This is a genomic window from Plastoroseomonas arctica (assembly GCF_018128965.1).
Classification (GTDB): domain Bacteria; phylum Pseudomonadota; class Alphaproteobacteria; order Acetobacterales; family Acetobacteraceae; genus Plastoroseomonas; species Plastoroseomonas arctica.
In genome coordinates, this window is sequence record NZ_JAAEDH010000022.1 from 66,153 (window position 1) to 91,028 (window position 24,876).

Genomic DNA, 24,876 nt, shown 5'->3' on the forward strand with positions numbered 1-24,876 from the left:
TCGGATCAGCGCCGGCGGCCGAGATCGATGCGGTACTGCGTGTTGGTCGCCGCGTTTTCCCACACCCAGCCTTCGCCGAGCGCTTCCATGAACGTCCGCGCCGCGACCTCGCCGGGCATCACCCCATCATTCGGCCCCAGCCAGTTCACCATCAGGATGGTTGCAGACGTCGTGGCCGCCTGATCGCAGCGCCGCGCCAGCGCCGCGTGATCATCGGCCGACATGAAATACAGGACCTCGGACACCATCATCAGGTCGAAGGCGCCCTCGGGCCATTCATCGGGAATGCTCATCCGACGGAAGCGCACTTGGGGCAGGGCCGCGCAGCGCTGCCGCGCCTCATTGAGGGGCGCCTCGACGTAGTCCACGCCGAGCAGGGCGTCGCACAGCGGGGCGAGCCTGGCGGTGAGCGTCCCGATGGAGCAGCCGATCTCGATGGCGTTGGTAAAGCGGCGGCCGCCGAGTGCCGCGATCGTCGCCGCATATTTCTGCACCTCGTACTCGCTGGTCGCGAGATCCCAGGGGTCGCCTTTCTCCGCGTAGAGTCGCTCGAAATGATCCGCGGGCGTGGACGGGCTCATCGTCATCTCCAACTGATCCGGTAGTGTTCGGCCGCGTCGCGTGCCCTGGCGCGCAACGCGGGCGGCACGACGAAGCCGTCCCCGAACCCCTTCGGACCACGGCCGAACTGGGAGTGGTGGCGGTCGAGCGCCGCTACCCGGCGCCGTGCATGGCGCAGGGTGCGCAGCGTGCAGGTCGGGCCTGACGGCAACAGTCCCCAGACCGCGTATTCGGCGAGGGCCGCGCCGCAGCGCCGCGCCGCCACTTCGGCCAGGCGGAACGAGGCGCGGTGATCATGGTGCTCGTCGACGCGCGACGGTGCGACGATGAGGCGGGCCCGCATGCGGCGTACCGCCCGGCACAGCGAGGCGACGGCATTCTCAAATACCGGCCCGTGCGAGGGCATCGCGCCATCCGGCAGCCCGAGCCCCTGCAGGTGGCGCCTTCCGCCACCCAGGCGCGCCACGGCCGAACGCATCTCGCGCGCACGCAACATGGCCCGGCGTGCGCGCGACCACGCCTGCGAGCCCGGGTGCGACGCCCCGCCATCGGTGGTGAGCACCACGAGCAGGCGCCGGCGCCGCGCGAGCGATTCGGCGAGCAGCGCGCCGCACCCGATGGTCTCGTCATCCGGGTGCGGTGCGACCACGACCACCGCACCGCGCATCAGGGCGCCGGCGCGGCGCAGCTTCACCCTGCCCATCGGATCGCCGCCGGCACGCGCTGGAGCCAGGGTTCGGCGCGGTCGAGCGCGAGGTCCGGTGCGGGCTGCCTCAGCACGCAATTCAGGTCGCGCAGGAAACGCCCGACCGGGTTGCCGGTGCGATGCAGCCCCAGCCCCATACCACGCTGCAGCCGCGCCGAGATGCGCTCCGCGGCGGCCACCACGACGTCGCGCGCCAGGGCGACGCGAGCCAAGGCGGCGTCCGTATCGGCAGCGGCCTCCATGTCCATGGCGGCGCGCCCGACCCACAGCGCTGCGCTCTCGCCGTCGATGGCATTCTCCAGCAGCCGCCGGCGCTGCGCAGGCAGCCCCGATTGGTCCCGCGCCGCGACATGGGTGGCGAGCGCGTCCTGCAGCCGGTCGAGCGCACCGACCTGCATCGCCAGGATGCGCCAGATCCCGCCCGAGAAGGCCGGCTCCCGCAGGTAGTCGCCGGGATGACCGATCACCTGGCCGGCGTGCACGGCGGTGCCGGTGACGTCGAAGCCGAGACTGTTTGTCGCTTCCATGCCGTCGAGCGGCCAGGGCGGCCGGACGCTGAAGCGCGCCATGTCCGGCGCGTCAAGCATGATGAGGACCGGCCCCCTGGGCGTGTGCGCCGTGACGATCGCGCCATCGACTTCGCCCGCGCCGGAACACATCACCTTGCGGCCGATGAGCACACCATCGTCGCGCAGCCAGAGCCGCTCTGCGGGATCATCGGCCGACCATACCGCGTAGAGCGCGCCACGTGCCGCACGCTCGACCGTGCGCTCGCGCTGCTCATCGGTTCCGAAGCCGTCGATCAGCTGCACAGCGTTGACGTGGCCCTCGAACAGGCGGCCGACACTGAGATCGAAATAGCCCAGGCGGCGCAAGGTGCGGAACACCGCATCGGCGCGCCAGATGGCGTCGGGCGAGGCGGCGAGCGAGGCCAGCAGGGGGGTGAGGAAGGCGCGTGCATCCGCCACGCGCGCCGGCGCTTCACGCTCCAGCCCATCGACCACCATGCGGTCGCAAAGCTGGACGAGGCCGTCACGGTCGCGGTCGTCGAGTCGAGGGGCGGCGATGTCCATGCAGCGTCAACGCTCCAGCCCGTGCGAGGCTTCAGCAGGTTCCGAAATCGGCGCGCGCCGCATCGGTGGCGAAGGCCGCGGTCCGCACGTCGCGTTGCTCCGCAGGTGCGGCCAGGGCGCCGAGACTCGTCAGGCGCCGCAGCACCGGGCGGTGTTCGGCGCGAATGATCCGGCGACCGTTCTGCTGCCCGATCGGGCCACAAGGGCAGTGCCGCGCGTCGTCCCAGCCGCCATAATCGAGCACCGGGTAGATGCAGACGCCGCGCAGTGGCACGCCCATGCGCAGCGCCGCCTCGGACTCCTCCGCGACATAGCCCATCCAGTCGACGCCGTCGGGCTCCTCGGCGCCGGTCTCGCTCAGGACGATGGGTCGGGAGAAATGTTGCGCCTTATCGCGCAACAACTCGCGCAGCGGACGATAGCGCGGATCCTCGCGCGGGATGCGCGTGCCGTCATCGGTCCACTGGTTGTGGCCATAATAGTTCAGGCCGACGATATCGATGCTCGTCGGATCGATCGCGAGGATCCAGTCGACCGCGGCGGTCGATGCCTGCAGATGGGCGCGCACATGCTCGATCGTCTGGGGGTCCGAAGTCCGAGGGTGGATGCAGATCAAGGGCTCGCACACCACGATCGGCTCGTCGGCACCGGCGTCGCGCAGGGCGCGGACGCCTGCGACATGCGCGAGGACGAGCTGCCATTTGAGCGCATCGCCGCGGCGCGTGTGGAACGGGTGGAACCCGCCGGTTTCGCCGCCGGCCCAGGCCCAGAACGACATCTCGTTCATCGGCACCCAGCCCGCGATGTCGCTTCCCTCCGCCCGCAGCGCGCGCTCGGCCGCGAACACGAACTCCGCGAAGCGCTTCGGAAAATCGGCGGACATCACATCGAGGTGGTCGGGCACGCCCCAGTGGCAGAGACCCCAGACGATCGCGACCCCGGCCGCGTTGGCGGCAGCGACCTGGCGCTTGGCCGAGGAGAAGTCGTAGCGGCCCGCGACGCGTTCGATCAGGTGCCAGCGCAGCGATTCCCGCGCGCACCGGACACCCATCGACCGCAGCAGCGCGTGGTCCAGGAACGCCCAGCGATCATGCTGGCTGGAGACCAGCGAGTCGACGCGACCGAGATCCACAAGGCGACGATGTGACGCGCCCTCGAACCCGCCCCATACGAAACCGCCCTTCATAACGCGCCCCTATTCCGCGGCGTTCATGCGTTCCGTCGTATCCACCAGCAGCCGCCGCGCCGTCGCCAGAGCCTGGCCCACCACCTGGTCCATGTTCATGTAGCGATAGGTGCCCAGGCGACCGAGGAAGGTCACGCTCGGCTCGGCATCGGCGAGCATCTCATAGCGCTTGTAGAGCTCGTGGTTCTTCGGGTTCGGCACCGGGTAGTAGGGGTCGCCTTCGGCCGACGAACGCTCGTAGCAGAGACTCGTCATCGGATGCGCCTGGCCGGTCATGTGCTTGAACTCGGTGCAGCGCGTGTAGGGCGTGGTGAGCGAGGGGAAGTTCACCGTGGCGACCGGCTGCGCGTATTCGACGGCGCGCGTCTCATGCTCGAACACCAGCGAGCGGTAGGCGAGTTCGCCGAAGCGGTGGCCGAAATATTGATCCACCGGCCCGGTGAACACCATGTGCCCAAAGCGATGGCGCGGCATGGTCGCGTAGTCGGTCCCGGTGAGCACCGTGATGTTGGGATGGTCGAGCATGTTCTCGAACATCCGCGTATAGCCGTGATAGGGCATGCACTGGTGGCGATCGAGGAAGTAGCGGTCGTCATCAGAGGTGCGGGTCGGGACCCGGGCGGTGACCGAGCGGTCGAGCTCGGAGGGATCGATGCCCCACTGCTTCACCGTATAGCCGTAGAATAGCTTCTCGTAGAGCTCCTGTCCGACTGAAGCGACGACGAAGTCACGCGCGGAGCTGATCTCCGCCCGCGGCTCAGCGAGGGAGGCGAGGAAGCTTGCGGTGGCCTCATCGTCGGCGAGGTTCTGCCCGAACATCTGGTTGAGGGTCGTGCGGTTGATCGGCATCGGCACGAGGCCGTGCTCGGTCTGCGACAGCACGCGATGTTCATAGGGCCGCCAGGCAGTGAAGCGCGAAAGATAGCGCAGCACCTCGTCGCTATTGGTGTGGAAGATGTGCGGCCCGTAGCGATGCACCAGCAGGCCGGCACTGTCGTATTCGTCATAGGCATTCCCGGCGATGTGCGGGCGCTTGTCGATGACATACACGCGCTGCCCGGCACTCGCGAGGCGTTCGGCCATCACCGAGCCTGCGAAGCCCGCCCCGACAACGAGCGCATCGGCGAGCCTGGTGGCGCGGGAGTGGACGGCCGGGCTCGCCGGACGCCTGGTCTCGCAGGCGCTGATCAGCTGAGCCATGCGCGCGAAGATGCCGTCCCAGGAGATGGTCGCGAGCAGATCGTCGACCGGGTCGAAATCCGCATCGGAGTCGTGGCCCATCCCCGCCTCGATCGCGGCAACAAAGCCCGCCGCGTCATGCGCGATGCTGACGGGCGTCATGCCCTCGAACCGGCGCACCACGTCGGCGATGGCGGTGGAGACCACGCGCTTGCCGCCGGCGAGATATTCGGGCGCCTTGGTGGGGCTGATGAAGCGCGTCGCCTCGTTCAGGGCGAAGGGCATCAGCGCGACATCCCAATGTGCAAGATAGGCGGGCAGCGTCGCGTAATCACGCGCGTCGAGCCAATGGATGTTCGATGCCTGCGGCAGTTCGGAGGGCTGCAGCTTCGCCACCGGCCCGATCATCACCAGGTTCCAGTCGGGACGCGCCTCCGCGATGCCAGCGAGCATTGGCATGTCGAGCCGTTCATCGATGACGCCGAAATAACCGATCTTCGGCGACGCGATCCCCAGCTGGTCCATCGGCTCCGAAAGGCCGCCGCGGGCGCTCATGAAGTGTGCAAGGTCGACGCCGCTGGGGAAGCAATGGATGTTGGGGTGCGCGTTCTTGCGCGCCTCGTAGAGGCTCATGCCGCCGGTGAAGACCACGTTTGCCGCGCGCATGAGATCCTGCTCCATCGCCTTCAGCTCGGGGGAGGCGAAGCGGAAGGCGGAGAGCTCGTCCATGCAGTCGAAAACCACCGCGCGCCAGGCGACATGGTCGGTGAACTTCCGTGCGGCCGGCGTGTAGTACCAGGCGGTCGCCGGCCCGGTCTCGAGCAGAAGCTGATCAAGCAGGTCGCGCAGCATGCGCGTGTCGCCGGGATCGGGAAGCACCGGGGTCACCAGCTGCACACCCGAAGTCTCGCAGACGGAGCGCTGCAGTGTCGCCGTGGGGCCCTGGATCGGCTCTTCGAAAAAATACGTCGGCCGCTCGGCCGCGAAACGTGACATCAGGTGTTGGGGGCGTTGGAAGACGGAAAACCAGCGGAGATGGGAGAAGCAGATGAGCGGCGTTTCTTCGGTGCGTGCGTTCTTCTCGATATGGTTGATGAAAGTCATTCCTGGCTCCCCTGCGGATACACAATCCAAATCGAAAAGCATTGCACCAGCGCAATACTTTCAGGCGCAGAGCGCCGCCCCGACCGAACGTTCAAGCTCCCGAACGCAAGGACATGGCGCGAGGTTTCTTCAAACCCTCTTCGATTTGGCGCGAAGCTGCCGCGCCGCGCATGCAAGCGGTGATGCTTGGCAAAGACGCGAAGGCGGGGCCTAAATCATGGCCATGCGCAGATCGATGATCACTGCTTGGACAGCGAGGCGCGCGAGGAGCGACGCTCGGCGCGGGAACGACGCGCCACGGTGCGTCGCGTGAGGCGCACCTATTTCCGCGGCGTCGGGCTTCCCTACCTGCTGCTCGCGCCGCAGTTGCTGGTCACCGCCCTGTTCTTTTTCTGGCCCGCGGGCCAGGCGGTCTATCAATCCTTCCTGCGCGAGGACGCGTTCGGGCTGTCCAGCCAGTTCGTCGGCTTCGAGAATTTCATCGACGTGCTGGGTGACGCGGATTGGCGCGCGGCCGCGGCGCGCACCGCGGTGTTCTCCCTCTCCGTCGCCGCACTCGCATTGAGTGCCGCGCTGTTCCTCGCGGTGCAGGCGGACAAGCACATCCGCGGCGCGGGCGCCTACCGCACGCTGCTGATCTGGCCCTATGCCGTGGCACCCGCGATCGCCGCCGTGCTGTGGCTGTTCATGGTGCATCCGGACATCGGCCTGTTCGGGCGCGCTCTGAACGCGCTGGGCGTGCCGTGGGATTACAAGCTGAACGGCAACCAGGCGCTGCTCGTCGTCATCCTCGCGAGTGCGTGGAAGCAGGTGAGCTACAATTTCATCTTCTTCCTCGCGGGACTGCAGGGCATTCCCAAGCCAGTGCTGGAAGCCGCCGCCATCGACGGTGCAGGACCGGTGCGGCGGTTCTGGACGGTGGTGTTCCCGCTGCTCAGCCCGACCGCCTTCTTCCTGCTGGTGGTGAACCTCGTCTATGCCTGCTTCGACACCTTCGGCGTCATCCACGCGCTGACCCAGGGCGGCCCGGGCAAGAGCACCGAGACGCTGATCTACCGCGCCTATACGGACGGCGTGTCCAACCTCAACCTCGGGTCGAGCGCGGCGCAGAGCGTGATCCTGATGATCCTGGTGATCGCGCTGACGGTCGTGCAGTTCCGCTTCGTCGAGAAGAAGGTGCACTACTGATGACGGTGGCCGCCGAGGCCCTCGCGGGGCGCAGCGCGCGGCGCCGGGTGCGCGAAACCGTGGTCACGCATGTCTGCCTGGTGATCGGCGTGCTGATCTTCGCCTTCCCGATCTACCTGGCGCTGATCGGTTCCACCCACACCTCCGGCACCATCGGGCGCGGCGACGTGCCGCTGCTCCCTGGCCCCGATGCGGTCGCGAACTACGCGCAGGCCTGGGGCATTGGCGGCGGCCGCTTCATGGGCGTGCCGGCGGGCGGGATGCTGCTCAACTCGCTGCTGATGGCGAGCCTGATCGCGGTGGGCAAGATCGCCATCTCGCTGACCTCCGCCTACGCCATCGCCTTTTTCCGCTTCCCCGGGCGCATGGTGTTCTTCTGGCTGATCTTCATCACGCTGATGCTGCCGGTGGAGGTGCGCATCATCCCGACCTTCCAGGTGATGGTTTCGCTCGGCATGACGAATTCCATGGCCGGCCTTGTTATCCCGCTAATCGCGAGTGCGACGGCCACGCTGCTGTTCCGCCAGTTCTTCCTCACCATTCCCGACGAGTATGTGGAGGCGGCGAAGATCGATGGCGCCGGCCCCGTTCGGTTCTTCTTCGACGTGCTGCTGCCGCTGAGCCGGACGAACATCGCGGCGCTGTTCGTCATCCTCTTCATCTATGGCTGGAACCAGTATCTCTGGCCGCTGCTGATCGTGAACGACCGCAGCCTTGAGACGATTGTCGTGGGCCTGACCAAAATGATCGGCAGCGGCGATGCGCAAAATGAGTGGAACGTGATCATGGCGACCGCCGTGCTGGCCATGGTGCCGCCGGTGGGCGTGGTGCTGCTGATGCAGCGCTGGTTCGTCCGCGGCCTGACGGAGACCGAGAAGTAATGGCGACCCTGACGCTCAGCGGCGTGCGCAAATCCTTCGGAGCCACGGCCGTGCTGCACGGGGTGGACCTCGCCGTGCGCGATGGCGAGATGATCGTGGTGGTCGGCGCCTCGGGTTGCGGGAAGTCGACGCTGCTGCGCATCGTGGCGGGGCTGGAGACGGCCACGGCCGGGCGGGTGATGATCGGCGACCAGGACGTCACCGCGCTGGAGCCCGCCGACCGCGATGTGGCGATGGTGTTCCAGAACTACGCGCTGTATCCGCATATGAGCGTGTTTCAGAACATGGCCTACGGGTTGAAGATCCGCGGGTTGCCGAAGCCCGAGATCATCCGTCGCGTGGATGAGGCGGCGGCATTGCTCGACATCGGCGGGCTGCTGGACCGCAAGCCCCGCCAGCTCTCCGGCGGCCAGCGCCAGCGCGTCGCGATGGGGCGTGCGATCGTGCGCGAGCCCAAGCTGTTCCTGTTCGACGAGCCGCTGTCGAACCTCGACGCCAAGCTGCGGGTGCAGATGCGCGCGGAGATAAGGCGCCTGCAGAAACGGCTCGGCGTCACCTCGCTGTTCGTCACGCACGACCAGGTGGAGGCGATGACGCTGGGCGACAGACTGGTCGTGATGCATGCCGGCCACGCTGCGCAGATCGCGACGCCCATGGAAGTGTGGGAGCGCCCGGCCGACACCTATGTCGCAGGCTTCATCGGCAGCCCCGCGATGAATTTCCTGGCCGCGACGCTGGAGGCAGGTGGTGCCGCCGCGCGCCTCGCCGATGGCCTGGTGCTGCCCTTCGCCGATGGCAGTCGCGCGGGTGAGGCGGGACGCAAGCTCACCCTCGGCATACGGCCGGAGCACTTGCGGCCGCAGACCGGCGGCCTGCGGGTGATGGTTGAACTTGTCGAGCCACTCGGCGCCGAGAGCCTGCTGCACGGGCGCCTGCCCGATGGCGCCGAGATGACGGTGAAGCTCGCCGGCGCGGTCCACGCCGATGGCGTGCTCGAGGTGATGCCGATCGCCGAGGCGCTGCACGTCTTCGATGGCGAGACGGGGCGGCGGATCGAACCGCTCGGCTAGTCGCCGATGACGTAGATCCGCCACGCGGCGTCGCGGGCCTCCGCCAGCCGGAAGCGCGGATCGTCTGCGAAGGGGTCGCGCGACCAGGCGGCATCCGCGGCCGTGAGCAGCACGACCCGGCAGCCATACTGCGTGGCGAGCGCGGTGACGTCCTCCGCCGTGCCGACACCGTCGAACACGCGAAGCATCTGCTCCCAGATCGCAAGGCGTCGTTCGGGCAACATCGCCACGAAAGCCAGCGCCATCTCGTGCCCCGCGAAGCAGGAGCGCCGGTCGGCGAGCAGCGCCCAGGAGATGTTCACCTCCCACGGCGTGACGCGGCGCATCAGGCGCGGATTGTTGATCACGCGGTCATCGGCCGCCGCGTGGCGCCGCACCGCTTCCCACATCGCCGGCGCCTGCGCGAATTGTCGCGCCTGGTCGGAGGGATGGCCGTGGACATTGCCCGCGATGAGGCTCGCGCCATCCGGCGCGGCGGCGGCGATGGTAAGCAGCATCACCAGGCCCACCACGACCGGCCGTGCGCGCCAGGCTTGCGCGACAGCCGCACCGGCGGCCGCGGTCAGCACCAGGATCGCGGGCAGCACTGCGCGCCAGCCGAGGTCGTTGTTCTCGCCCGCCGTGCTCACCAGTACCCAGCCGCAGAGCAGGCTGCAAAGGGCCAGCAGCGCAAGCGCGGTCGCCGCGCGGCTCGCTTCGGGATGGCGCGGCAGAAGGTGCCGCCAGCGCCGCATGGCGAATGCCGTGCCCACCACGGCGACGGGGAACTCCACCACCAGCAGCACCAGCCAATAGCCCGGCGCGTCGAGGATGCGGCGCAGCGGCTGCGGGAAATAATTCCCGAGCACCTGCACGTGGTCGAGGATGATGGGCGCCCCGCCGCCGCGCGCGCGCCCGGCCGCCACCATCTCCAGCGCCATGGGCGTGACCAGCGCCGCGGCACCCAGCGCCGCCGCCACGCCGCCGATCACAAAGAGGTCGCGCCAGCCCGGTCGCGCCACCGGCAGCAGCGCCAGCGCGATGACGCCGCCCGCCAGCGCGAACGTCACGCCGCCCACCCAGATGGAGCTGCCGAACCCGGCCGCGACGACCAGTGCCAGCACCAGCGCTACGCGCACCGAAGGCTGCACCGCCAAACGTGCGAGCAGCAGCGCCGCCAGCACCGTGCAGCCGGCCGATGCCATGTGATGCGGCGCCCAGCTGGTCTGGTAGAGCCAGCCGCCGAGGCCCGTCGAGGTCAGCAGCACATGGTCGCGCGCGGCCTCGCCGAACAGCATGGCGAGCGTCGGGCGCAGCGACGCCGTCGCGCAGGCGAGCAGCACAATGACTGGGGCGATCCGCGACCGGCAGGCATGAAACGCGATGCCCGCCATGAGGCACAGCGTGGCAAAGCCGGTAAACCAGGTCGAGGCGGCATCCGCCTCCCAAGCGCTGCTGCCGGTGAGGCGGCCGAGCTGCGCCGCACCGAACTGCCACAGGTAGTAGTAGGCCACGCCCGGCGAGGTGCCCGGCTCGGCGAAGACGGGGTTGATCGGCGGGATGCCGTGGCGGATGAACTCGGCCGTGAGCGCGATCTTCGCGTGGTCGTAGATGGCCGCGCCGAGGAGCACCCCGTCTTCGGTGAATTTCGGCAGGATCGCGACGGCGGGGGCGAGGGCGACCAGCGCCGCGGCGGCATAGAACCAGGCCGGCAGGCGCTCGCCCGGATCCGTCGGCACGCCGCGCCGCAGGCTCACCAGCACGATTGCCAGCGCCGCGCCCAGCATGGTCCAGAGCGACAGGCCGAACCCTTGCGCGAGGGCGAGCGCCAGCGCGTTCTGCACCGCCCAGCCCAGCGCCGGCGCCAAGGGCAGGGATAGCCCGCCGAGCAGACCCAGGCGCCGCGCAAGCAACCACCCGACACCGCCCCAGAGCAGCAAGCCAAGCAGCGCGCAGAGGACGACGGAGAGGGAGGACGCCATGCGCGCGGGGCTAGCCCATCACGCGCGCGCCGACCACCCCACCACGCCTACATTCCGGCGAACCAGTTGAAGCCCTGGTCTTCCCAGAAGCCGCCGGAATAGGTGTTGGTCACCTCGATGGCGCGCAGCCATTTCGGGTTCTTGTAGCCGAGCTTCACCGCCGTGCGCAGGCGGATGGGATAGCCGTAAGGATCGCCGATCGGCTCGCCCGCATACTTGGTCGCGAGGATGGTCTGCGGATGCAGCGCGGAGGCCATGTCGATGCTCTCCATGTAGTCGTCATTGCCGTGGAAGACGACGTACTTCGCGCGCATGTCCGCGCCCACGCGGGTGAGGAACTGGCGCAGGTTCGGCCCCGACCATTGGCCGATATACTCCCAGCCCTCGACGCAGATGTGCTTGATGATGATCTCCTGCTCGGGGAAGGCGTAGAGCTGGTCGATGGTCCAGGGCGCCTTCTCCGCGATGAGGCCGGACAGCTCCAGCTTCCAGCTGGTGATGTCGATCGGGCGGACATCCTCGATCTCGTAATAGGCGTTGAAGCGCGGCGGCCGCACCACCAGCGAGGCGTCATAGGTGCGTGCGAGCTTGTTCGGATCGAACAGCCAGGCCTGCACCGCGTCGTTAAAGGCGGACACGCTGCGCAGCACGGATTGCACCGCGTCGCGATCGGACACGTTGCACCCCGTCAGCAGCGGCAGCGCGCCGAGGGTGAGGCTGCCGCGCAGGATGCCGCGCCGGTTGATCTCGCGCACCACGCTGCGATGCTCGGCGAGGATGGAGGCGTCGGGCGTCGCCGTGGGGCGGAAGCGCGAGACGGTCTTGGGGCGGAGGAGCATGGCGGCCTCGCTTCACAAATGCGTGGATGTGGAGGAGCGGCGCGGGCCGCCGGTGAGCATCGCGAGGATGGTCTTGGGCACCAGCAGGGCGAGGGCGACGTGGACGATCACGAACCCCACGATCAGCGCCATGCCGATGAAATGCGCCAAGCGCGCGCCTTGGAAATCATAGAACAGCCAGACCAGCGTGGAGAACTGCACCGGCTTCCAGATGGCCAGGCCCGAGACGACCTGCACGATGATGATGAGGATCACCCCGATATACATCGCCTTCTGCACCGCGTTGTAATGGGTGATGTCGGAGTGATCGAGCTTGAAGGTCAGCGCAGCCACCACGTCCCGGATGATCGAGCGCGGCGAGACCGGCAGCAGCATGCGGCGAAAGCGGCCGGAGAAGAGCCCGTAGCCTAGATAAACCAGCCCGTTCAGCATCAGGATCCACATGCCGAAGAAATGCCACTGCAGCGCATGCTGCGCCCAGACGCCGAGCGTGATGGCGTCGGGGAAGTGCAGGAAGCCGAAGATCACCTCATCATTGTAGATCTTCCAGCCGCTCATGATCATGACGATCATCGCGACAGCATTCGTCCAATGCATGACACGAAGAACCGCAGGATGCATCCTCCCGGTTCTAGGTATTGTCAATGACTGACTTGTCTCGGTCATGGCGATCTCTTCCGAATGCTATGGACGCGTGGATGAGGATGGTCTATTGGCGGTTCGTCCGAAGGTAAGGAATTCCGCCATGCGCAAGCTCTTCGCCACCCTGGCCCTCAGCGTTACGCTGGTCGGCGCGCTTTCCGGCGAGGCACCCGCGCAGGACCGGCGCCTCGAAGCCGGTGTCGAGGCACCGGTGCGCACGGACCTCACGCCCGAACAGCGCATGGCGCGGCGCTTTCCGCAGGCTGTGCGCGCCGGCTTCCTGATCGGCCTGCCGCTGCTCGACGTGCGCGACCGCACGCTTGGCCGCGTCGAGCAGGTGGTGCGCGACGGTGCGGGCCAGGTGACGCTGGTGGTGCGTCGCTCCGGCTGGTTCGATGCGGGCCAGCCGGTCGGCGTGCCGATCGAGACGGTCGCGATCCTCGCGCGGCAGATCGCGCTGCTGGACATTCCGCGCGACGCCTTCCTCGCCTCGCCCGAATGGCGCGACACCGGTGCAGCGCGCGTCGCCGAGAACGAGACGCTGCGCATCGCAATCACCCGGCGCTGAGCGGCCTGTCCGGTCACGGCATGTTCCTTCGCAGCGCACCGCCCGAGACTAGGTGCGGCGGTGCGCCGGATGCATGCAAAAACCCCGCGGGCGCGAAGAAACGTCCGCGTCATCGGGAAGACACCAAGGTCTCCTTACCGGGCGATGAACGCCAAAACACTGAAATACTTGGCTAAATGGCAGCGAAATCGACTCAGGCGGAAGCGCGCGCCAGCTCCGCCATGCCATCCTCAAAGCGCACCTGCGGCTGCCAGCCAAGCCGCTCGCGCAGCGCCGAGCTGTCGGCTGTGATGTGGCGCACATCGCCGAGCCGGTACTGCCCGGTGACCTCGGGCTCGGGACCCGACAGCGCAGCGGAGAGCGCGCGCGCCATCTCCCCCACCGTGCGCGGCGTTCCGGAACCGACGTTGAACGCCGCCACGCCGTTCGTGTGCTGCTCGCAGGCGGCGACGGTCGCCGCGGCCACGTCGCGCACATGCACGAAGTCGCGCCGCTGCCCGCCATCCTCGAAGACGCGCGGCGCCTTCCCGGCCCGCAGCGCCGAGGTGAAGATGGCCGCCACGCCCGCATAGGGCGTGTCGCGCGGCATCCCCGGCCCATAGACATTGTGGTAGCGCATCATCGCCGCCGACCCTCCGGTCACCCGCGCCCAGTTCGAGGCGTAGAATTCCTGCGCGACCTTGCTGCTGGCATAGGCGTTGCGCGGGTCGAAAGGCGTGTCCTCGCCGACCAGCCGCACGCCGAGCGGCTTGCCGCAATGCGGGCAGGGCGGTTCGAAATCGCCCACCGCCAGGGAGGCTTCCAGGCGCGGCGCCGGCGTGACCAGCCCGTGTTCGGCGCACAGCGCCAGGCCCTCGCCATAGACGACCATGGAACTCGCCAGCGTGAAGCGCCCGATACCCGCCCGCGCCATCGCGGCCAGCAGCACCGCCGCACCCGCATCGTTGGACGAGGCGTAGTCCGGCAGATCCTGCACATCGACGCCGAGACCCACCTTGGCGGCCAGGTGCAGCACCGCCTCCACGCCCACCAGCGCGCGGTCGCAGGCCTCGGCCTCGCGCACGTCGGCGGTGATGAGCTCCACGCCCTCGGGCGGCGTCCACGGTTTGCCGCGATGGACGTCGGCGCGCAGCGAATCGAGCACGCGCACCGAATGCCCGCGCGACACAAGCTCGGCCAGCACGTGCTGGCCGATGAAGCCGGCGCCGCCGGTGAGAAGCACGCGCATGGCTCAGGCCTTCGCTGTCAGGGGCTGGGCGCGGCGCAGCCCCGCCGCCAGGCGCAGGAAGGTGCTGCTGATCTTCCATGCGGCACTCAGCCCGGCCGCGAGGTTGCCCGAGACCTTCGACTCGCCACCGCGCCGCACCCGATGGTCGACGGGAATTTCGAGGCAGCGAAGCCGGCCGGCGGCGGCGCGCATCTGCATCTCGAGGTTCCAGCCATAGGTCTGTTCCTGCATGCCCAGCGCCCGCAGGCGATCGACGCGCATCGCACGCAGCGGCGACATGTCGGTGAAGCGCACGCCATAGGCACCGCGCAGCAGCACCCCCGCGATGCGCCCCGCGAGCACCTGCTGCGGCGTGAGGCTGCCCGCCTCGCGATGGCCGCGAAGTCGCGATCCCATGACGAAATCCGCCGTACCGTCGGCGATGGGGGCGACGACCGCCGGGATGAAGCTCGGCACGTCGGAGCCATCGCCATCGATGAAGCACGCGATCTCCGCGTCCGGGTCAATGGCGGCCACGCCGGCGGCGCAGGCCCGGCCATAGCCACGGATGGGCGCGCTCACCACGCGCGCACCGGCGGCGGCGGCCACGGCGGCGGTCGCGTCGGTGGAGCCGTTGTCGACCACGATCACCTCGTGCACACCGATGGCCAGCACGTCGCGCACAACATCGCCGATCGGCTCGGCCTCGTTCAGGCAGGGGATGATGACCGAGACTCGCGGAGTCACGACGCGGCCCGCCGCTGCTCGACGAAGGCGCGGGTGCGCGGCGCGTCGCGCAGCGGCGTCGCGGCATCGGCGAAGTCCGGGTGCGCGCCGCCGAGCTCGGCTTCCAGCATTGCGTAGGAGGACGCGTCATCCACGTCGTACCAGGGCGCCAGCACCACGGGCTCCAGGCCGATCTCGCGGGCGCGCTCCATGGTCAGCGCGAAGACCACCTCGGTGCTCCAGGGGATGTCCTCGAACAGACGCGCATGCGGTGCGGCGAGACCGATGAAGGTGTAGCCGCCGTCGATTGCGGGGCTGATCACCATGGGGTGCCCCGCGGCCAGCGCCGACACCGCATCGCGCAGCAGCGCGGGCGGCAAAGTGGGGCTGTCGGAATTGACCAGTATCGCGCCGTCATGGCCGGCGGCGAGCAGGTCCGCGGTGCCCTTGAGCAACCGCGCCCCGAGATCGCCCTCTCCCTGCAGCGTCAGCCCGAAGCCTGCCGGCAGCAACTCGCGCAGGGCGGACTCGGAGCCTTCCGGCGTGTAGACGGCGTGGCCGGTCGCGGGCGTGGCCTCTGCCACCTCCGCGATGGTGGCGGCGAGGTCGGCGATGAAACAGGCCGAGATCGCCGCGCATTCCTCGGGGCGTAACGGCGGCGACAGGCGCGTCTTGGATTTGCCCGGGCTCGGGGTCTTGCAGATGATCGCGACGGCGATGGGGCGCACGGGGCAGGGGGTCCTGGGTCAGGGCGGCCCCGGCCTAGCCGAGGCTCGCGAGGGCGCGGTGGAGGTCGCGGAGCAGGTCGTCGGGGTCTTCGAGCCCCGCCGATAGCCGCAGCAGGTCGTCGGGGCAAGGCGAACCCGCACCCTCGATGGAAGCGCGATGCTCGATCAGGCTCTCGACGCCGCCGAAGGAGGTGGCGCGCTGCCACAGCTCCACGCCGGCGGCGACCGCAATCGCCGCCTCCTCGCCGCCGCGCAGGCGCAGCGAGAGCATCCCACCGAAGCCGCCCTCCATCTGGCGCCGCGCGACCGCGTGGCCGGGGTGGCGCGGCAGGCCCGGGTAAAGCACCTCGGCGATTGCGGGATGGCCGTCAAGCGCCTCGGCCAGGAACTGCCCGGTGCGGCAATGCTCGCGCATGCGCAGGTGCAGGGTGCGCAGCCCGCGCGCGAGCAGCCAGGCGTCGAACGGGCTCGCGGCGGAACCGATCTGGGCGCGCAGCGCGCCGATGCGCGTCCACAGCGCCGAGGGCCTGGCCGCGGCGAGCACGCCGGCCACCACGTCGGAATGGCCGTTGAGATATTTCGTCGCCGAATGCATCACGATGTCGGCGCCGAGCGTGAGCGGGCGCGTCAGCACCGGCGTCGCCGCGGTCGAATCCGCACACAGGATCGCGCCCGCGCGATGGGCGATGCCGGCGACCGCCTCGATATCGGTGATGGTCCAGAGCGGGTTGGACGGCGTCTCGATCCAGACCAGCCCGGTCTCGCCCGGCCGAATCGCGCCGGCGACGGCGGGAAGGTTGGACATGTCCACATAGGTGATGGAATGGCCGTGGCGCGCGATGTCGTGCAGCCAGTCGCGCAGGCCCCAGAACATGATGGTGGGTGCCACGATGTGGGTCGGCGCCATGGCGGTGAACACGGCCGTCGCCGCCGCCATGCCGGAGCTGAACAGCAGCCCGGCATGCGCCTGCTCCATCAGCGCGACCTGCCGCTCGGCGTGGCGCACCGAGGCATTGTCGGCGCGGCCATACACGCTGCCGGCGCTGTAGCCATTGTCGGGATCGCGCAGATAGGTGGACGCCATGTCCATCGGCGGGAGTAGGGCGGTGCCCTGTTGCGGCGCGGGACCGATGCCACGGGCCGCGATGGAACGAGCGGTCACGGCGTGGCGGGGCTGGTCCATGCGATCATCCTGGTCGTGCGCGGGCGCCGGGGCGTTGCGGCCCAGGTGTCGAGGCGGGGAACGCGGCGGCGTGAGCAAAGGTTGCGGCCTCCTGGATGGCTACGCCGATCCGGGTGACATGGTTACGCTGCGATTGCGGCACCTTTTGGAACAGGCGAGTATGAAACAACCGCGTCGGGAGGTGATCCTCTCTCCCGGCCTCGCACTGATCCGGAGCCGCACCGCCCATGGTCCCCCGCTATTCCCGCCCGCAGATGGACGCGATCTGGTCGCCGGCTGAACGGTTCCGCATCTGGTTCGAGATCGAGGCGCTCGCGGCCGAGGCGATGGCGCAGCTCGGCACCATCCCCGACGATGCCGCGCGCGTGATCCGCGCCAAGGGCAGCCCACGCGCCGCCGCGATCGATGCGGCCGCGGTCGAGGCGATCGACGCGATCGAGCGCGTGACGCGCCACGACGTGATCGCCTTCCTCACCTACATGGCGGACGGGATCGGGCCCGAGGCGCGCTTCATGCACCAGGGCATGACCAGCTCGGACGTGCTGGACACCGCGCTGGCCGTGCAGATGACGCGCGCGGCGGACCTGATCATCGCCGATCTCGACGCGCTGCTGGCCGCACTCAAGGCGCGCGCGATGGAGCACAAGTTCACCCCGACCATCGGACGCAGCCATGGCATCCATGCCGAGCCCACCACCTTCGGCCTGAAGCTCGCCGGCCATTACGCGGAGTTCGCGCGCGACCGGGCGCGGATGATGGCAGCCCGCGCCGAGATCGCGACCTGCGCGATCTCCGGGCCGGTCGGGACCCAGGCCAGCGTCGATCCGCGCGTGGAGGCGCATGTGGCCGCCGCACTCGGCCTGTCGGTGGAGCCGCATTCGACGCAGGTGATCCCGCGCGACCGGCACGCGGCCTTCTTCGCGGCCCTGGCCATCACCGCCTCGGGCATCGAGCGCCTGGCGACCGAGGTGCGGCACCTGCAGCGGAGCGAAGTGCGCGAGGCGGAGGAGTTCTTCCATCCCGGCCAGAAGGGCAGCAGCTCCATGCCGCACAAGCGCAACCCGGTGCTGAGCGAGAACATCACCGGCCTCGCGCGGCTGGTGCGCGGCTACGTGGTGCCCGCGCTCGAGAACGTGACGCTGTGGCATGAGCGCGACATCTCGCACTCCTCCGTCGAGCGGGTGATTGCGCCGGACGCGACCACAGCGCTCGACTTCGCGCTCAATCGCCTCACCGGGATGATGGAGAAGCTGGTCATCTACCCCGAGCGGATGCGCCAGAACATGGAGTCGCTGGGTGGGGTGGTGCACAGCCAGAAGGTGCTCCTCGCGCTGACCCAGGCGGGGATGAGCCGCGAGGGCGCCTATGCCGCCGTGCAGCGCGCCGCGATGGCGACCTGGACGACGCTCGGCGAGGCGGGTGCGCGCGACTTCCGCGCCCATCTTCTGGAGGATCCGGAAGTCGCGGCGCTGATGGATGGGGCGGCACTCGATGCAGCCATGGACCCGGCGCGCGACTTCGTGAGCGTTGATGCGATTTTCGCCCGTGTTTTCGGTCCTTGATCGCGATTTTATGACCCTGGAACGGCCATCGTCACGCCAAGCTTTCGCCATGCTTGCGGTGTTCTATCAGGGTCGTTCGAAGGAGGTTTCGATGTCCTGTTCCGTTTCGCTGAAGGTTCTCGCCGTCGGTGCCATGGCACTCGGTGGCCTCGCCCTGGTGCCGAGCGAAGCCTCGGCCCATGACGGGTGGCGCCGCCACCATCACCGTCACTACGGCTACTACGCGCCGCGTCCGCGGGCCTATTACTACGCGCCGCCGCGCTACGTGTACGGCCCGCCGCCGCGCCCGCGTCACTACGGCTACGCGCCGCGGCCCTACTACCGCTACTGAACGAGCGAGGCCGGGATCCGTCCCGGCCTCAGGCCGCGGGGTCGCCGCAATAGGGGTTGGTGCGTCGCTCCGCCCCAAAGCTCGACCCCGGGCCGTGGCCGCAGAGGAACTCGATGGCGTCGCCGAGCGGAAACAGCTTGGTGCGGATCGCGTGCACCAAGGCAGCGCCATCGCCATAGGGAAAATCGGTGCGGCCGACCGAGCCGCGAAAGATCACATCTCCGACAAATGCAATGCCCTGTGAGACCGATGTGAATACCAGATGACCCGGTGTGTGCCCCGGGCAGTGCCAGATCTCGAAGGGCGTTTCGCCTATAACGATGGTTTCGCCCTCCGCGAGATAACGCGTGGGTTGGACCGCGCGCATTCCTGTCAGCCCGAAGCGCGCGCCCTGTTCGGGGAGTGCCGCCAGTAGCGGGGCATCCTCGATGCCAGGCCCGAGGATCGGCACGCCGAGCGTTTCGGCAAGGTCCGCGGCGCCGCCCGCATGGTCCAGATGCCCGTGCGTCAACAGGATCTTGTCCACCGCGACGCCATGCTCGGCAATCGCGGCACGGATCGCGGGCACGTCGCCGCCGGGATCGATGACCACGCCGCGCAGCGTCGCGTCGTCCCAGACCAGGGCACAATTCTGCTCGAAGGGGGTGACCGGGATCACGGCGATGGCGAGCGGCATGCGGGCCTCTGGATTGCGTCGGCGCAGGGTGGCCTGGGCCTGGATGCGAGGGAAGCCGTCTTCATTAAATCTCAAGGGTCATCTGCGGAAATGGGCCATCGCACTCACCGAGGGAGACGATGGCCTCTTTTCAGTTCTCCGTTCTCGCCGGCTCGACGTTCGCCTTCAATACCTTCAACGACCAGCTGGTCTTCGGGGCGAATGACCTTGCGGGCAATCTGCGCTTCCTCGACAGCGCCGGCGGCCTGATCGTCAGCCATGGCGGGCAGAGCGTGACGCTGTCCGGCGTCACCTTCGGCGCGCTGCGGTCGAGCAATTTCGGCTTCCCCAATGGCGGCCAGGCGCAGTTCGACGGGTCCAGTTCGGACAGCCGCATCGGCACCGCCGCCTCCGACTTCCTCGGCATGAACGCGGGCGGCAACGACACCATCCTGGGCGGTGGCGGCGACGACGTGTTCCATGCGAACGGCAACTTCACCGCCGCCGACATGCTCGATGGCGGCGCCGGCAGCGGCGACACGCTGCGCACCTATGGCAACCGCACGCATCTGCTGACCGCGACGTCGCTGGTCGGCGTAGAGCTGATCGAGCTCGCCTCGGGCAATACCCGCATCGACCTCGCCGCCAACACGGCCTCCTCGGCGACGCCCGCGCCGGGGGCGATGTTCACGATCGACGGGCGGGCGCTGACGGCGAACTGGTTGCGCGTCGAAGGCGGCGCCGAGATCGCGGCGGCCATGGCGCTGCTGGGCGGCGGCGCCGCGGATACGCTGGCCGGCGGTGGCGGCGGCGACAGCCTGCTCGGCGGCGTCGGGGAGGACAGCCTCGTCGGCGGCGGCGGCAACGACACGCTGCGCGGCGGGCTGGGCAGCGACACGCTGATCGGCGGCGCGGGGGCGGATGTCTACGCCTTCGACGAGGCCCCCGGCGTCAGCGCGCCGACGCTCACCGACATGATCGTGGGGTTCAAGGGTGCGGGTGTCGCAAGCGGCGACCTGATCGCGCTGCCGCAGGGCACCGCCTTTGCGATGCCGCTGCGCTTCAGCCTGGACCCCGTCCCCTTCGCGTTCACCGGCTATGGCGCCACCACGCCGCAGATGCCGGCCTTCATGATCGGCGATGGCTTCGCCGACGTGGTGTGGACGCTCGCGGTGGATCCGAACTACCGCTTCCTCGTCTGGGTCGACGGCAACGACAACGGCCTGTTCGACGCCACGGACATGCTCATCCGCGTCGGCCAGGCGGCCGGCGAGACCACGCCGCGCCTCGGGGTGGATGACTTCTTGGTCGATTTCGCCGGCTATGTGGGCTCCGCGGGCGATGACTGCCTGGTCGGGCGCGGCATCCAGGATGACGTAATCTACGGCATGGGCGGCCAGGACACGCTGGTCGCCGGTGCGGGGGTGAACGTGCTCGACGGCGGCGACGGGCAGGACAGCCTGCTCGGCGGCGACCTCTATGACGAGCTCTATGGCGGCGCGGGCGCCGACACGCTCGATGGCGGCGGCGGCGGGGATGTGCTGTTCGCCGGCATCCCCGGCATGCCGGAGCGCGAGGACGCGTCGACGCGCAACCTGCTCGTCGGCGGCGTCGGCGACGACCAGGTCTATGGCGGCAGCGGCACCGACACGCTGCTCGGCGGCGATGATGCCGACCTGCTCTGGGCCGATGCAGGGGCCGACAGCCTCGATGGCGGGGAGGGCGACGACACGCTGTTCGCAGGCTCGGGCGGGGACACGCTGCATGGCGGCGCGGGCGTCGACCACATCTATGTCGACCTGACGCTCGGCATCGCGCTGTCGCCGCCGGCGAACATGGCGCTGCTCGCCGACCTCGACACGGCGGCGGGCGAGATCATCGCGCTCGGCGCCGAGGACGGGCTGCTCAACGGGCCGGCCGGCTTCGCGAGTATCGGCTTCGGCGGGCTCCTCGCGGCGCGCGATGTGGGGGCGCCGCCGGCCCCGGGGCTGGCGCTGCCGGTCACCGGCGCGGCGGACAATCCCTACACGGTCTGGTGGGTGCCCGCGCTCGCGGGTGGAGCGCCGGCCGGCGGGTGGGTGCTGATCGACCTCGACCGCGACGGCCGGCTCTCCTCGCCGGATTTCCTGCTCCGCGTGCTCTCCGACGTCGCCGATCCGCGCGCGATGTTCGGCACCGCGCTGACCCAGAGCGTGCAGGGCAGCGACGCAGCCGAGCGGCTCGACGCCTACGCGCTCGGCGGCCATGTGCTCGCCTTCGGCGGCGCGGACACGGTGGTGGGCGCGGCCGGCTTCGATACGCTCGAGGGCGGTGCGGGCGCCGACACGCTGCGGGGCGGCGGCGGCGATGACAGCATCGATGGCGGGACGGGCGCCGACACCATGCTGGGCGGCCCGGGCAACGACGCCATCCGCGTCGACGACCCGGGCGACCGCAGCCTGGAGAATGCCGGCGAGGGGGCGGACACGGTCTATGCAGCGGTGAGCCATTATCTCGGCGCCAATGTCGAGGCGCTGGTGCTGGAGGAGGGCGCGGGAGACCTGTTCGGCGTGGGCAATTCCGCCAACAACCTCCTCGTCGGCAATTCCGGCACCAGCCTGCTGATCGCCCATGATGGCGCCGACACGGTGCTGGGCGGGGCGGGGCGCGACCTGCTGTTCGGCATGGTGGGCGACGACCGGCTGATCGCGGGCGACGGCATCGACTATTTGGTCGGCGACGTCGGCAATGACTGGATGGATGGCGGCAATGGTCCCGACGAGATGTACGGCCAGGCCGGCAACAACACGCTGGTCGGGGGTGGGGATTTCGCGACCGACATCCTGGTCGGCGGCAGCGGCAATGACAGCATCGACGGCGGCCCGGCATGGGACCTGATGTACGGCAACCAGGGCGACGACACCTTCTTCGCCACCCAGCAGGTGGATTGGGTGTTCGAATTCCCCGGCGAGGGCCACGACCTGGTCATCGCGAACAGCCCGAACGGCTTCTACCTCTATGCCAACATCGAGGACCTGACGCTGGTGGGCAGCACGCCCTTCGGGGTTGGCAACGCGCTTGCCAACCGCATCACGGGGAACGCCCTGTTCAACACGCTGCTGGGCGGCGACGGGGCGGATACGTTGCAGGGCAGTGCCGGCAACGACATCCTTTGGGGGCAGGGGGGGACTGACCTGTTCATCGTCGGGCGGGGCGATGGCGCGCCGGTGGTGGCGGATTTCGTGGCCGGGCAGGACCGGCTGATGCTGCTGGGCACCGGGATCGCGGATTTCGCCGGCGTGATGGCGCGGATGAGCCAGGTGGGGGCAAACGCCGCGCTCGATCTGGGTCAGGGCGAGCGGATCATCTTCGTGGGCCTGCAGTCAGGCACCCTTACGGGGGCGGATTTCATCTTTCAGCCGTGACCGCGCGCCCCCATATTCCCGCCCGAGCGAGATTCAGGGAGGCTGACATGGCTGTGGAAAGCGCGGTTCTGGGTGGTGGGTGCTTCTGGTGCCTCGACGCGGTGTACCGGGAGTTAAAGGGCGTGAAGGCCTCGATCTCCGGCTATGGCGGGGGCCATGTGGACAACCCCAGCTATGAGCAGGTGTGCGGCAAGCAGACCGGCCATATCGAGGTGGTGAAGGTCGATTTCGATCCCGCCGTGATCAGCTATGCCGACATCCTGCGGGTGTTCTTCGCGATCCATGACCCGACGACGCGGGACCGCCAGGGTGCCGACGCCGGCCCGCAGTACCGCTCGGCCATTTTCTGCGCCGATGCGGAGCAGGAGAAGGTGGCCCACGCGGTGATGGCTGAGGTGGCGGAGGTCTACGACGCGCCGATCGTAACCGACGTGCTCCCCGCGGCGAAGTTCTGGCCAGCGGAGTCCGAGCACCAGGACTACTTCGCGCGCAATCCCTGGAGCGGCTATTGCCAGGGCGTCGTGAAGCCGAAGGTGGCAAAGTTCCGCAAGCAGTTCTCGGCGTGGTTCGTCCCGCGCCAGAGCGCCGCGTGATCTCAGGTACCAAGTCGCAAAAATAAAAGAATGGGGGTCTGGGGGAAATTCATTTCCCCCAGCCTTCCTTTTTCGAGGAGGCCTTCATGTTCAAATCCAAGACTGCCGATGCTGACGTGTTCCCTGTCGCGAAGTCCGACGCCGAATGGCGCGCCGAGCTTGACCCCGCCGCCTACAAGGTGCTGCGCGAGCACGGCACGGAACGCCCCGGCACTTCACCCTTGAATGCCGAGAAGCGCGACGGCGTGTTCCATTGCGCCGGCTGCGGCACCGCCCTGTTCGAGGCGGGCACGAAGTTCGAGAGCGGCACCGGCTGGCCGAGCTTCTTCGCCCCGATCGAGGGTGCGACGGCGACCACCACGGATCGCAGCTTCTTCATGACCCGCGTCGAGGTGCATTGCGCGAATTGCGGCGGCCATCTGGGTCACGTGTTCCCCGACGGCCCGCAGCCGACCGGCCAGCGCTACTGCATGAACGGCGTGTCGCTGAGCTTCGAGCCGAAGGCCTAGCCCCGCGTCGCGCCGGGCACCCAGAGCACGTCCTTCGCGCCGTTCTCGTTCAGGCGGCGCGACAGGACGAAGAGGTGGTCCGACAGCCGGTTGAGGTAGCGGATCGCGGCAGGGTTGATCGTCTCGGCGTCTGCCAACGTCACCGCGCGGCGTTCCGCACGGCGGGTGATGGTGCGCGCGAGATGGGCGTGCGCCGCGCCAATGGAGCCGCCGGGCAGGACGAAGCTTGCCAGCGGCGGGATGGCCGCGTTCATCGCGCCGATCTCGGCCTCCAGGCGCAGGCATTGCGCGTCGGTGATGCGCAGCCGGTTCTCCCCGGCCCCCGGCACGCAGAGATCCGCACCGAGATCGAACAGGTCGTTCTGGATGCGCGCGAGCATGGCATCCGCCTCGCCGTCGCCGGCCAGGTGCAGGCGCAGGATGCCGAGCGCGGCGTTGATCTCGTCGACCTCGCCATAGGCCTCGACGCGGATGGCGTCCTTGCGCAGGCGCGTGCCATCGCCGAGCGAGGTGTCGCCGGTGTCGCCGCCGCGGGTGGTGATGACGTCGAGTTTGACCATGGGGCGGATATAGCCCCTCAGCGGCGCCCGTCGAGGCGGAAATGCACGTTGGTGGTGACCGTGGCCGCGACCTGCACGCCGTCCCGCGTCGCCGGGCGGAAGCGCCAGCGGCGGATGGTGGCCAGCGCGCTGTCGTCCAGCGCGGGGTCGCCTGCGGAACCGGTCAGCAGAACGTTGGTGACGCTGCCATCGGGCCCGACCTCGATGCGCACGGCGACCGTGCCCTCCCGCCCGGCGAGGCGGCTGGAGGAGGGGTAAGGCGGCGTCGGGTTGCGCTGGTCGGGCGATGCTGGGGTCGTGGTCGCCCCTTCGACGCGGGCGCTGCCGCCGGATGTCGCCTGCGCCTGGTTGCCTTCGAGGCCCGGCATGCGCAGGCGCAGGGTGGCCTCGCGCGCCGGCGCTTCGCGCGGCGGGGCTTCGCGGGTGGGCGCGGGCGGGCGCGGTGCCGCCTGCTGCGGGC

The 24,876-nt window shown here is 69.1% G+C and carries 24 protein-coding genes; 9 read left to right on the forward strand and 15 right to left on the reverse strand.

Annotated features, from left to right (window positions below; genetic code table 11):
- Window positions 1-5: 5 nt before the first annotated feature.
- The 5 genes from GXW79_RS17305 to glf all read right to left on the reverse strand — a co-directional run bounded on the left by GXW79_RS17305 (window position 6) and on the right by glf (window position 5,809).
- Entirely contained in the window at window positions 6-587 is a 582-nt protein-coding gene (locus GXW79_RS17305) for an SAM-dependent methyltransferase (protein WP_211875698.1), read from the reverse strand.
- On the reverse strand, window positions 584-1,264 hold the full coding sequence (locus tag GXW79_RS17310) for a PIG-L deacetylase family protein (protein ID WP_211875699.1): 681 nt from the start codon (window positions 1,262-1,264) through the stop codon (window positions 584-586). The genes GXW79_RS17305 and GXW79_RS17310 overlap by 4 nt, the downstream gene beginning before the upstream one ends.
- A complete protein-coding gene (locus tag GXW79_RS17315) occupies window positions 1,252-2,340 on the reverse strand; it encodes an acyl-CoA dehydrogenase family protein (RefSeq protein ID WP_211875700.1) in 1,089 nt (362 codons plus the stop codon). The genes GXW79_RS17310 and GXW79_RS17315 overlap by 13 nt, the downstream gene beginning before the upstream one ends.
- A 31-nt stretch (window positions 2,341-2,371) precedes the next feature.
- The gene (locus GXW79_RS17320) at window positions 2,372-3,472 is read right to left on the reverse strand and encodes a glycoside hydrolase family 1 protein (protein ID WP_211875701.1); all 1,101 of its coding nucleotides are present in this window, start codon (window positions 3,470-3,472) and stop codon (window positions 2,372-2,374) included.
- A gap of 63 nt (window positions 3,473-3,535) precedes the next feature.
- Window positions 3,536-5,809, reverse strand: coding sequence for a UDP-galactopyranose mutase (glf, locus tag GXW79_RS17325; protein WP_211875702.1), 2,274 nt, complete (start codon window positions 5,807-5,809; stop codon window positions 3,536-3,538).
- 309 nt (window positions 5,810-6,118) lie between these two features.
- Here glf and ugpA point away from each other — a divergent pair, with 309 nt between their 5' ends.
- From ugpA to ugpC, 3 genes are read left to right on the forward strand one after another with little or no spacing between them, the layout of a single operon-like run.
- Window positions 6,119-6,997, forward strand: coding sequence for a sn-glycerol-3-phosphate ABC transporter permease UgpA (gene ugpA / locus GXW79_RS17330; protein WP_211875703.1), 879 nt, complete (start codon window positions 6,119-6,121; stop codon window positions 6,995-6,997).
- Window positions 6,997-7,878, forward strand: a complete 882-nt coding sequence (gene ugpE, locus GXW79_RS17335) for a sn-glycerol-3-phosphate ABC transporter permease UgpE (protein WP_211875704.1) — start codon at window positions 6,997-6,999, stop codon at window positions 7,876-7,878. The genes ugpA and ugpE overlap by 1 nt, the downstream gene beginning before the upstream one ends.
- The gene (gene ugpC, locus GXW79_RS17340; protein ID WP_211875705.1) at window positions 7,878-8,948 is read left to right on the forward strand and encodes a sn-glycerol-3-phosphate ABC transporter ATP-binding protein UgpC; all 1,071 of its coding nucleotides are present in this window, start codon (window positions 7,878-7,880) and stop codon (window positions 8,946-8,948) included. The genes ugpE and ugpC overlap by 1 nt, the downstream gene beginning before the upstream one ends.
- On the opposite strand, the gene GXW79_RS17345 is transcribed toward ugpC, so the two are convergent.
- From GXW79_RS17345 to GXW79_RS17355, 3 genes are read right to left on the reverse strand one after another with little or no spacing between them, the layout of a single operon-like run.
- Window positions 8,945-10,909 carry a hypothetical protein gene (locus GXW79_RS17345; protein WP_211875706.1) on the reverse strand — a complete coding sequence of 655 codons (1,965 nt, stop codon included), beginning with the start codon at window positions 10,907-10,909 and terminating at the stop codon, window positions 8,945-8,947. The two genes, ugpC and GXW79_RS17345, sit on opposite strands and share 4 nt — an antisense overlap.
- 47 nt (window positions 10,910-10,956) lie before the next feature.
- Entirely contained in the window at window positions 10,957-11,748 is a 792-nt protein-coding gene (locus GXW79_RS17350) for a molybdopterin-dependent oxidoreductase (protein ID WP_211875707.1), read from the reverse strand.
- A 12-nt stretch (window positions 11,749-11,760) separates the two neighbouring features.
- A complete protein-coding gene (locus GXW79_RS17355) occupies window positions 11,761-12,321 on the reverse strand; it encodes a cytochrome b/b6 domain-containing protein (protein ID WP_246504075.1) in 561 nt (186 codons plus the stop codon).
- 172 nt (window positions 12,322-12,493) lie between these two features.
- Between GXW79_RS17355 and GXW79_RS17360 the strand changes: the two genes are divergently transcribed.
- Entirely contained in the window at window positions 12,494-12,958 is a 465-nt protein-coding gene (locus GXW79_RS17360; protein ID WP_211875709.1) for a PRC-barrel domain-containing protein, read from the forward strand.
- A gap of 193 nt (window positions 12,959-13,151) precedes the next feature.
- On the opposite strand, the gene GXW79_RS17365 is transcribed toward GXW79_RS17360, so the two are convergent.
- Genes GXW79_RS17365 through GXW79_RS17380 form a run of 4 tightly spaced genes read right to left on the reverse strand, consistent with a single transcriptional unit; the run spans window position 13,152 to window position 16,802 of the window.
- Window positions 13,152-14,186: an NAD-dependent epimerase/dehydratase family protein gene (locus GXW79_RS17365; RefSeq protein ID WP_211875710.1), complete on the reverse strand. Its 1,035-nt coding sequence runs from the start codon at window positions 14,184-14,186 to the stop codon at window positions 13,152-13,154.
- A 3-nt stretch (window positions 14,187-14,189) separates the two neighbouring features.
- The gene (locus GXW79_RS17370; protein ID WP_211875711.1) at window positions 14,190-14,912 is read right to left on the reverse strand and encodes a glycosyltransferase family 2 protein; all 723 of its coding nucleotides are present in this window, start codon (window positions 14,910-14,912) and stop codon (window positions 14,190-14,192) included.
- Window positions 14,909-15,619 carry a TIGR04282 family arsenosugar biosynthesis glycosyltransferase gene (locus GXW79_RS17375; protein ID WP_211875712.1) on the reverse strand — a complete coding sequence of 237 codons (711 nt, stop codon included), beginning with the start codon at window positions 15,617-15,619 and terminating at the stop codon, window positions 14,909-14,911. The genes GXW79_RS17370 and GXW79_RS17375 overlap by 4 nt, the downstream gene beginning before the upstream one ends.
- Before the next feature lie 34 nt (window positions 15,620-15,653).
- Entirely contained in the window at window positions 15,654-16,802 is a 1,149-nt protein-coding gene (locus tag GXW79_RS17380; RefSeq protein ID WP_211875713.1) for a trans-sulfuration enzyme family protein, read from the reverse strand.
- Between the two features lie 227 nt (window positions 16,803-17,029).
- Between GXW79_RS17380 and purB the strand changes: the two genes are divergently transcribed.
- Window positions 17,030-18,364: an adenylosuccinate lyase gene (purB, locus tag GXW79_RS17385; RefSeq protein WP_211875714.1), complete on the forward strand. Its 1,335-nt coding sequence runs from the start codon at window positions 17,030-17,032 to the stop codon at window positions 18,362-18,364.
- A gap of 91 nt (window positions 18,365-18,455) precedes the next feature.
- Window positions 18,456-18,695 (forward strand): hypothetical protein, encoded by a 240-nt coding sequence (locus GXW79_RS17390; protein WP_211875715.1) that lies wholly within the window; start codon window positions 18,456-18,458, stop codon window positions 18,693-18,695.
- A gap of 28 nt (window positions 18,696-18,723) precedes the next feature.
- Here the strand turns inward: GXW79_RS17390 and GXW79_RS17395 are convergent, their stop codons facing one another.
- Window positions 18,724-19,371 (reverse strand): MBL fold metallo-hydrolase, encoded by a 648-nt coding sequence (locus GXW79_RS17395; protein WP_211875716.1) that lies wholly within the window; start codon window positions 19,369-19,371, stop codon window positions 18,724-18,726.
- 119 nt (window positions 19,372-19,490) lie between these two features.
- On the opposite strand from GXW79_RS17395, the gene GXW79_RS17400 reads away from it, so the two are divergent.
- From GXW79_RS17400 to msrB, 3 genes are all read left to right on the forward strand, one after another.
- Entirely contained in the window at window positions 19,491-22,754 is a 3,264-nt protein-coding gene (locus GXW79_RS17400) for a calcium-binding protein (protein ID WP_211875717.1), read from the forward strand.
- Window positions 22,755-22,801: 47 nt separating this feature from the next.
- Window positions 22,802-23,347 (forward strand): peptide-methionine (S)-S-oxide reductase MsrA, encoded by a 546-nt coding sequence (gene msrA, locus GXW79_RS17405; protein WP_211875718.1) that lies wholly within the window; start codon window positions 22,802-22,804, stop codon window positions 23,345-23,347.
- An 86-nt stretch (window positions 23,348-23,433) separates the two neighbouring features.
- On the forward strand, window positions 23,434-23,856 hold the full coding sequence (msrB, locus tag GXW79_RS17410) for a peptide-methionine (R)-S-oxide reductase MsrB (RefSeq protein WP_211875719.1): 423 nt from the start codon (window positions 23,434-23,436) through the stop codon (window positions 23,854-23,856).
- Here msrB and GXW79_RS17415 read toward each other — a convergent pair.
- Both GXW79_RS17415 and GXW79_RS17420 read right to left on the reverse strand, forming a co-directional pair.
- Window positions 23,853-24,416, reverse strand: coding sequence for a cob(I)yrinic acid a,c-diamide adenosyltransferase (locus tag GXW79_RS17415; protein ID WP_211875720.1), 564 nt, complete (start codon window positions 24,414-24,416; stop codon window positions 23,853-23,855). The two genes, msrB and GXW79_RS17415, sit on opposite strands and share 4 nt — an antisense overlap.
- A 17-nt stretch (window positions 24,417-24,433) precedes the next feature.
- Window positions 24,434-24,876, reverse strand: a 443-nt coding sequence (locus GXW79_RS17420; RefSeq protein WP_211875721.1) for an energy transducer TonB, incomplete at its 5' end; no start/stop codon positions are given.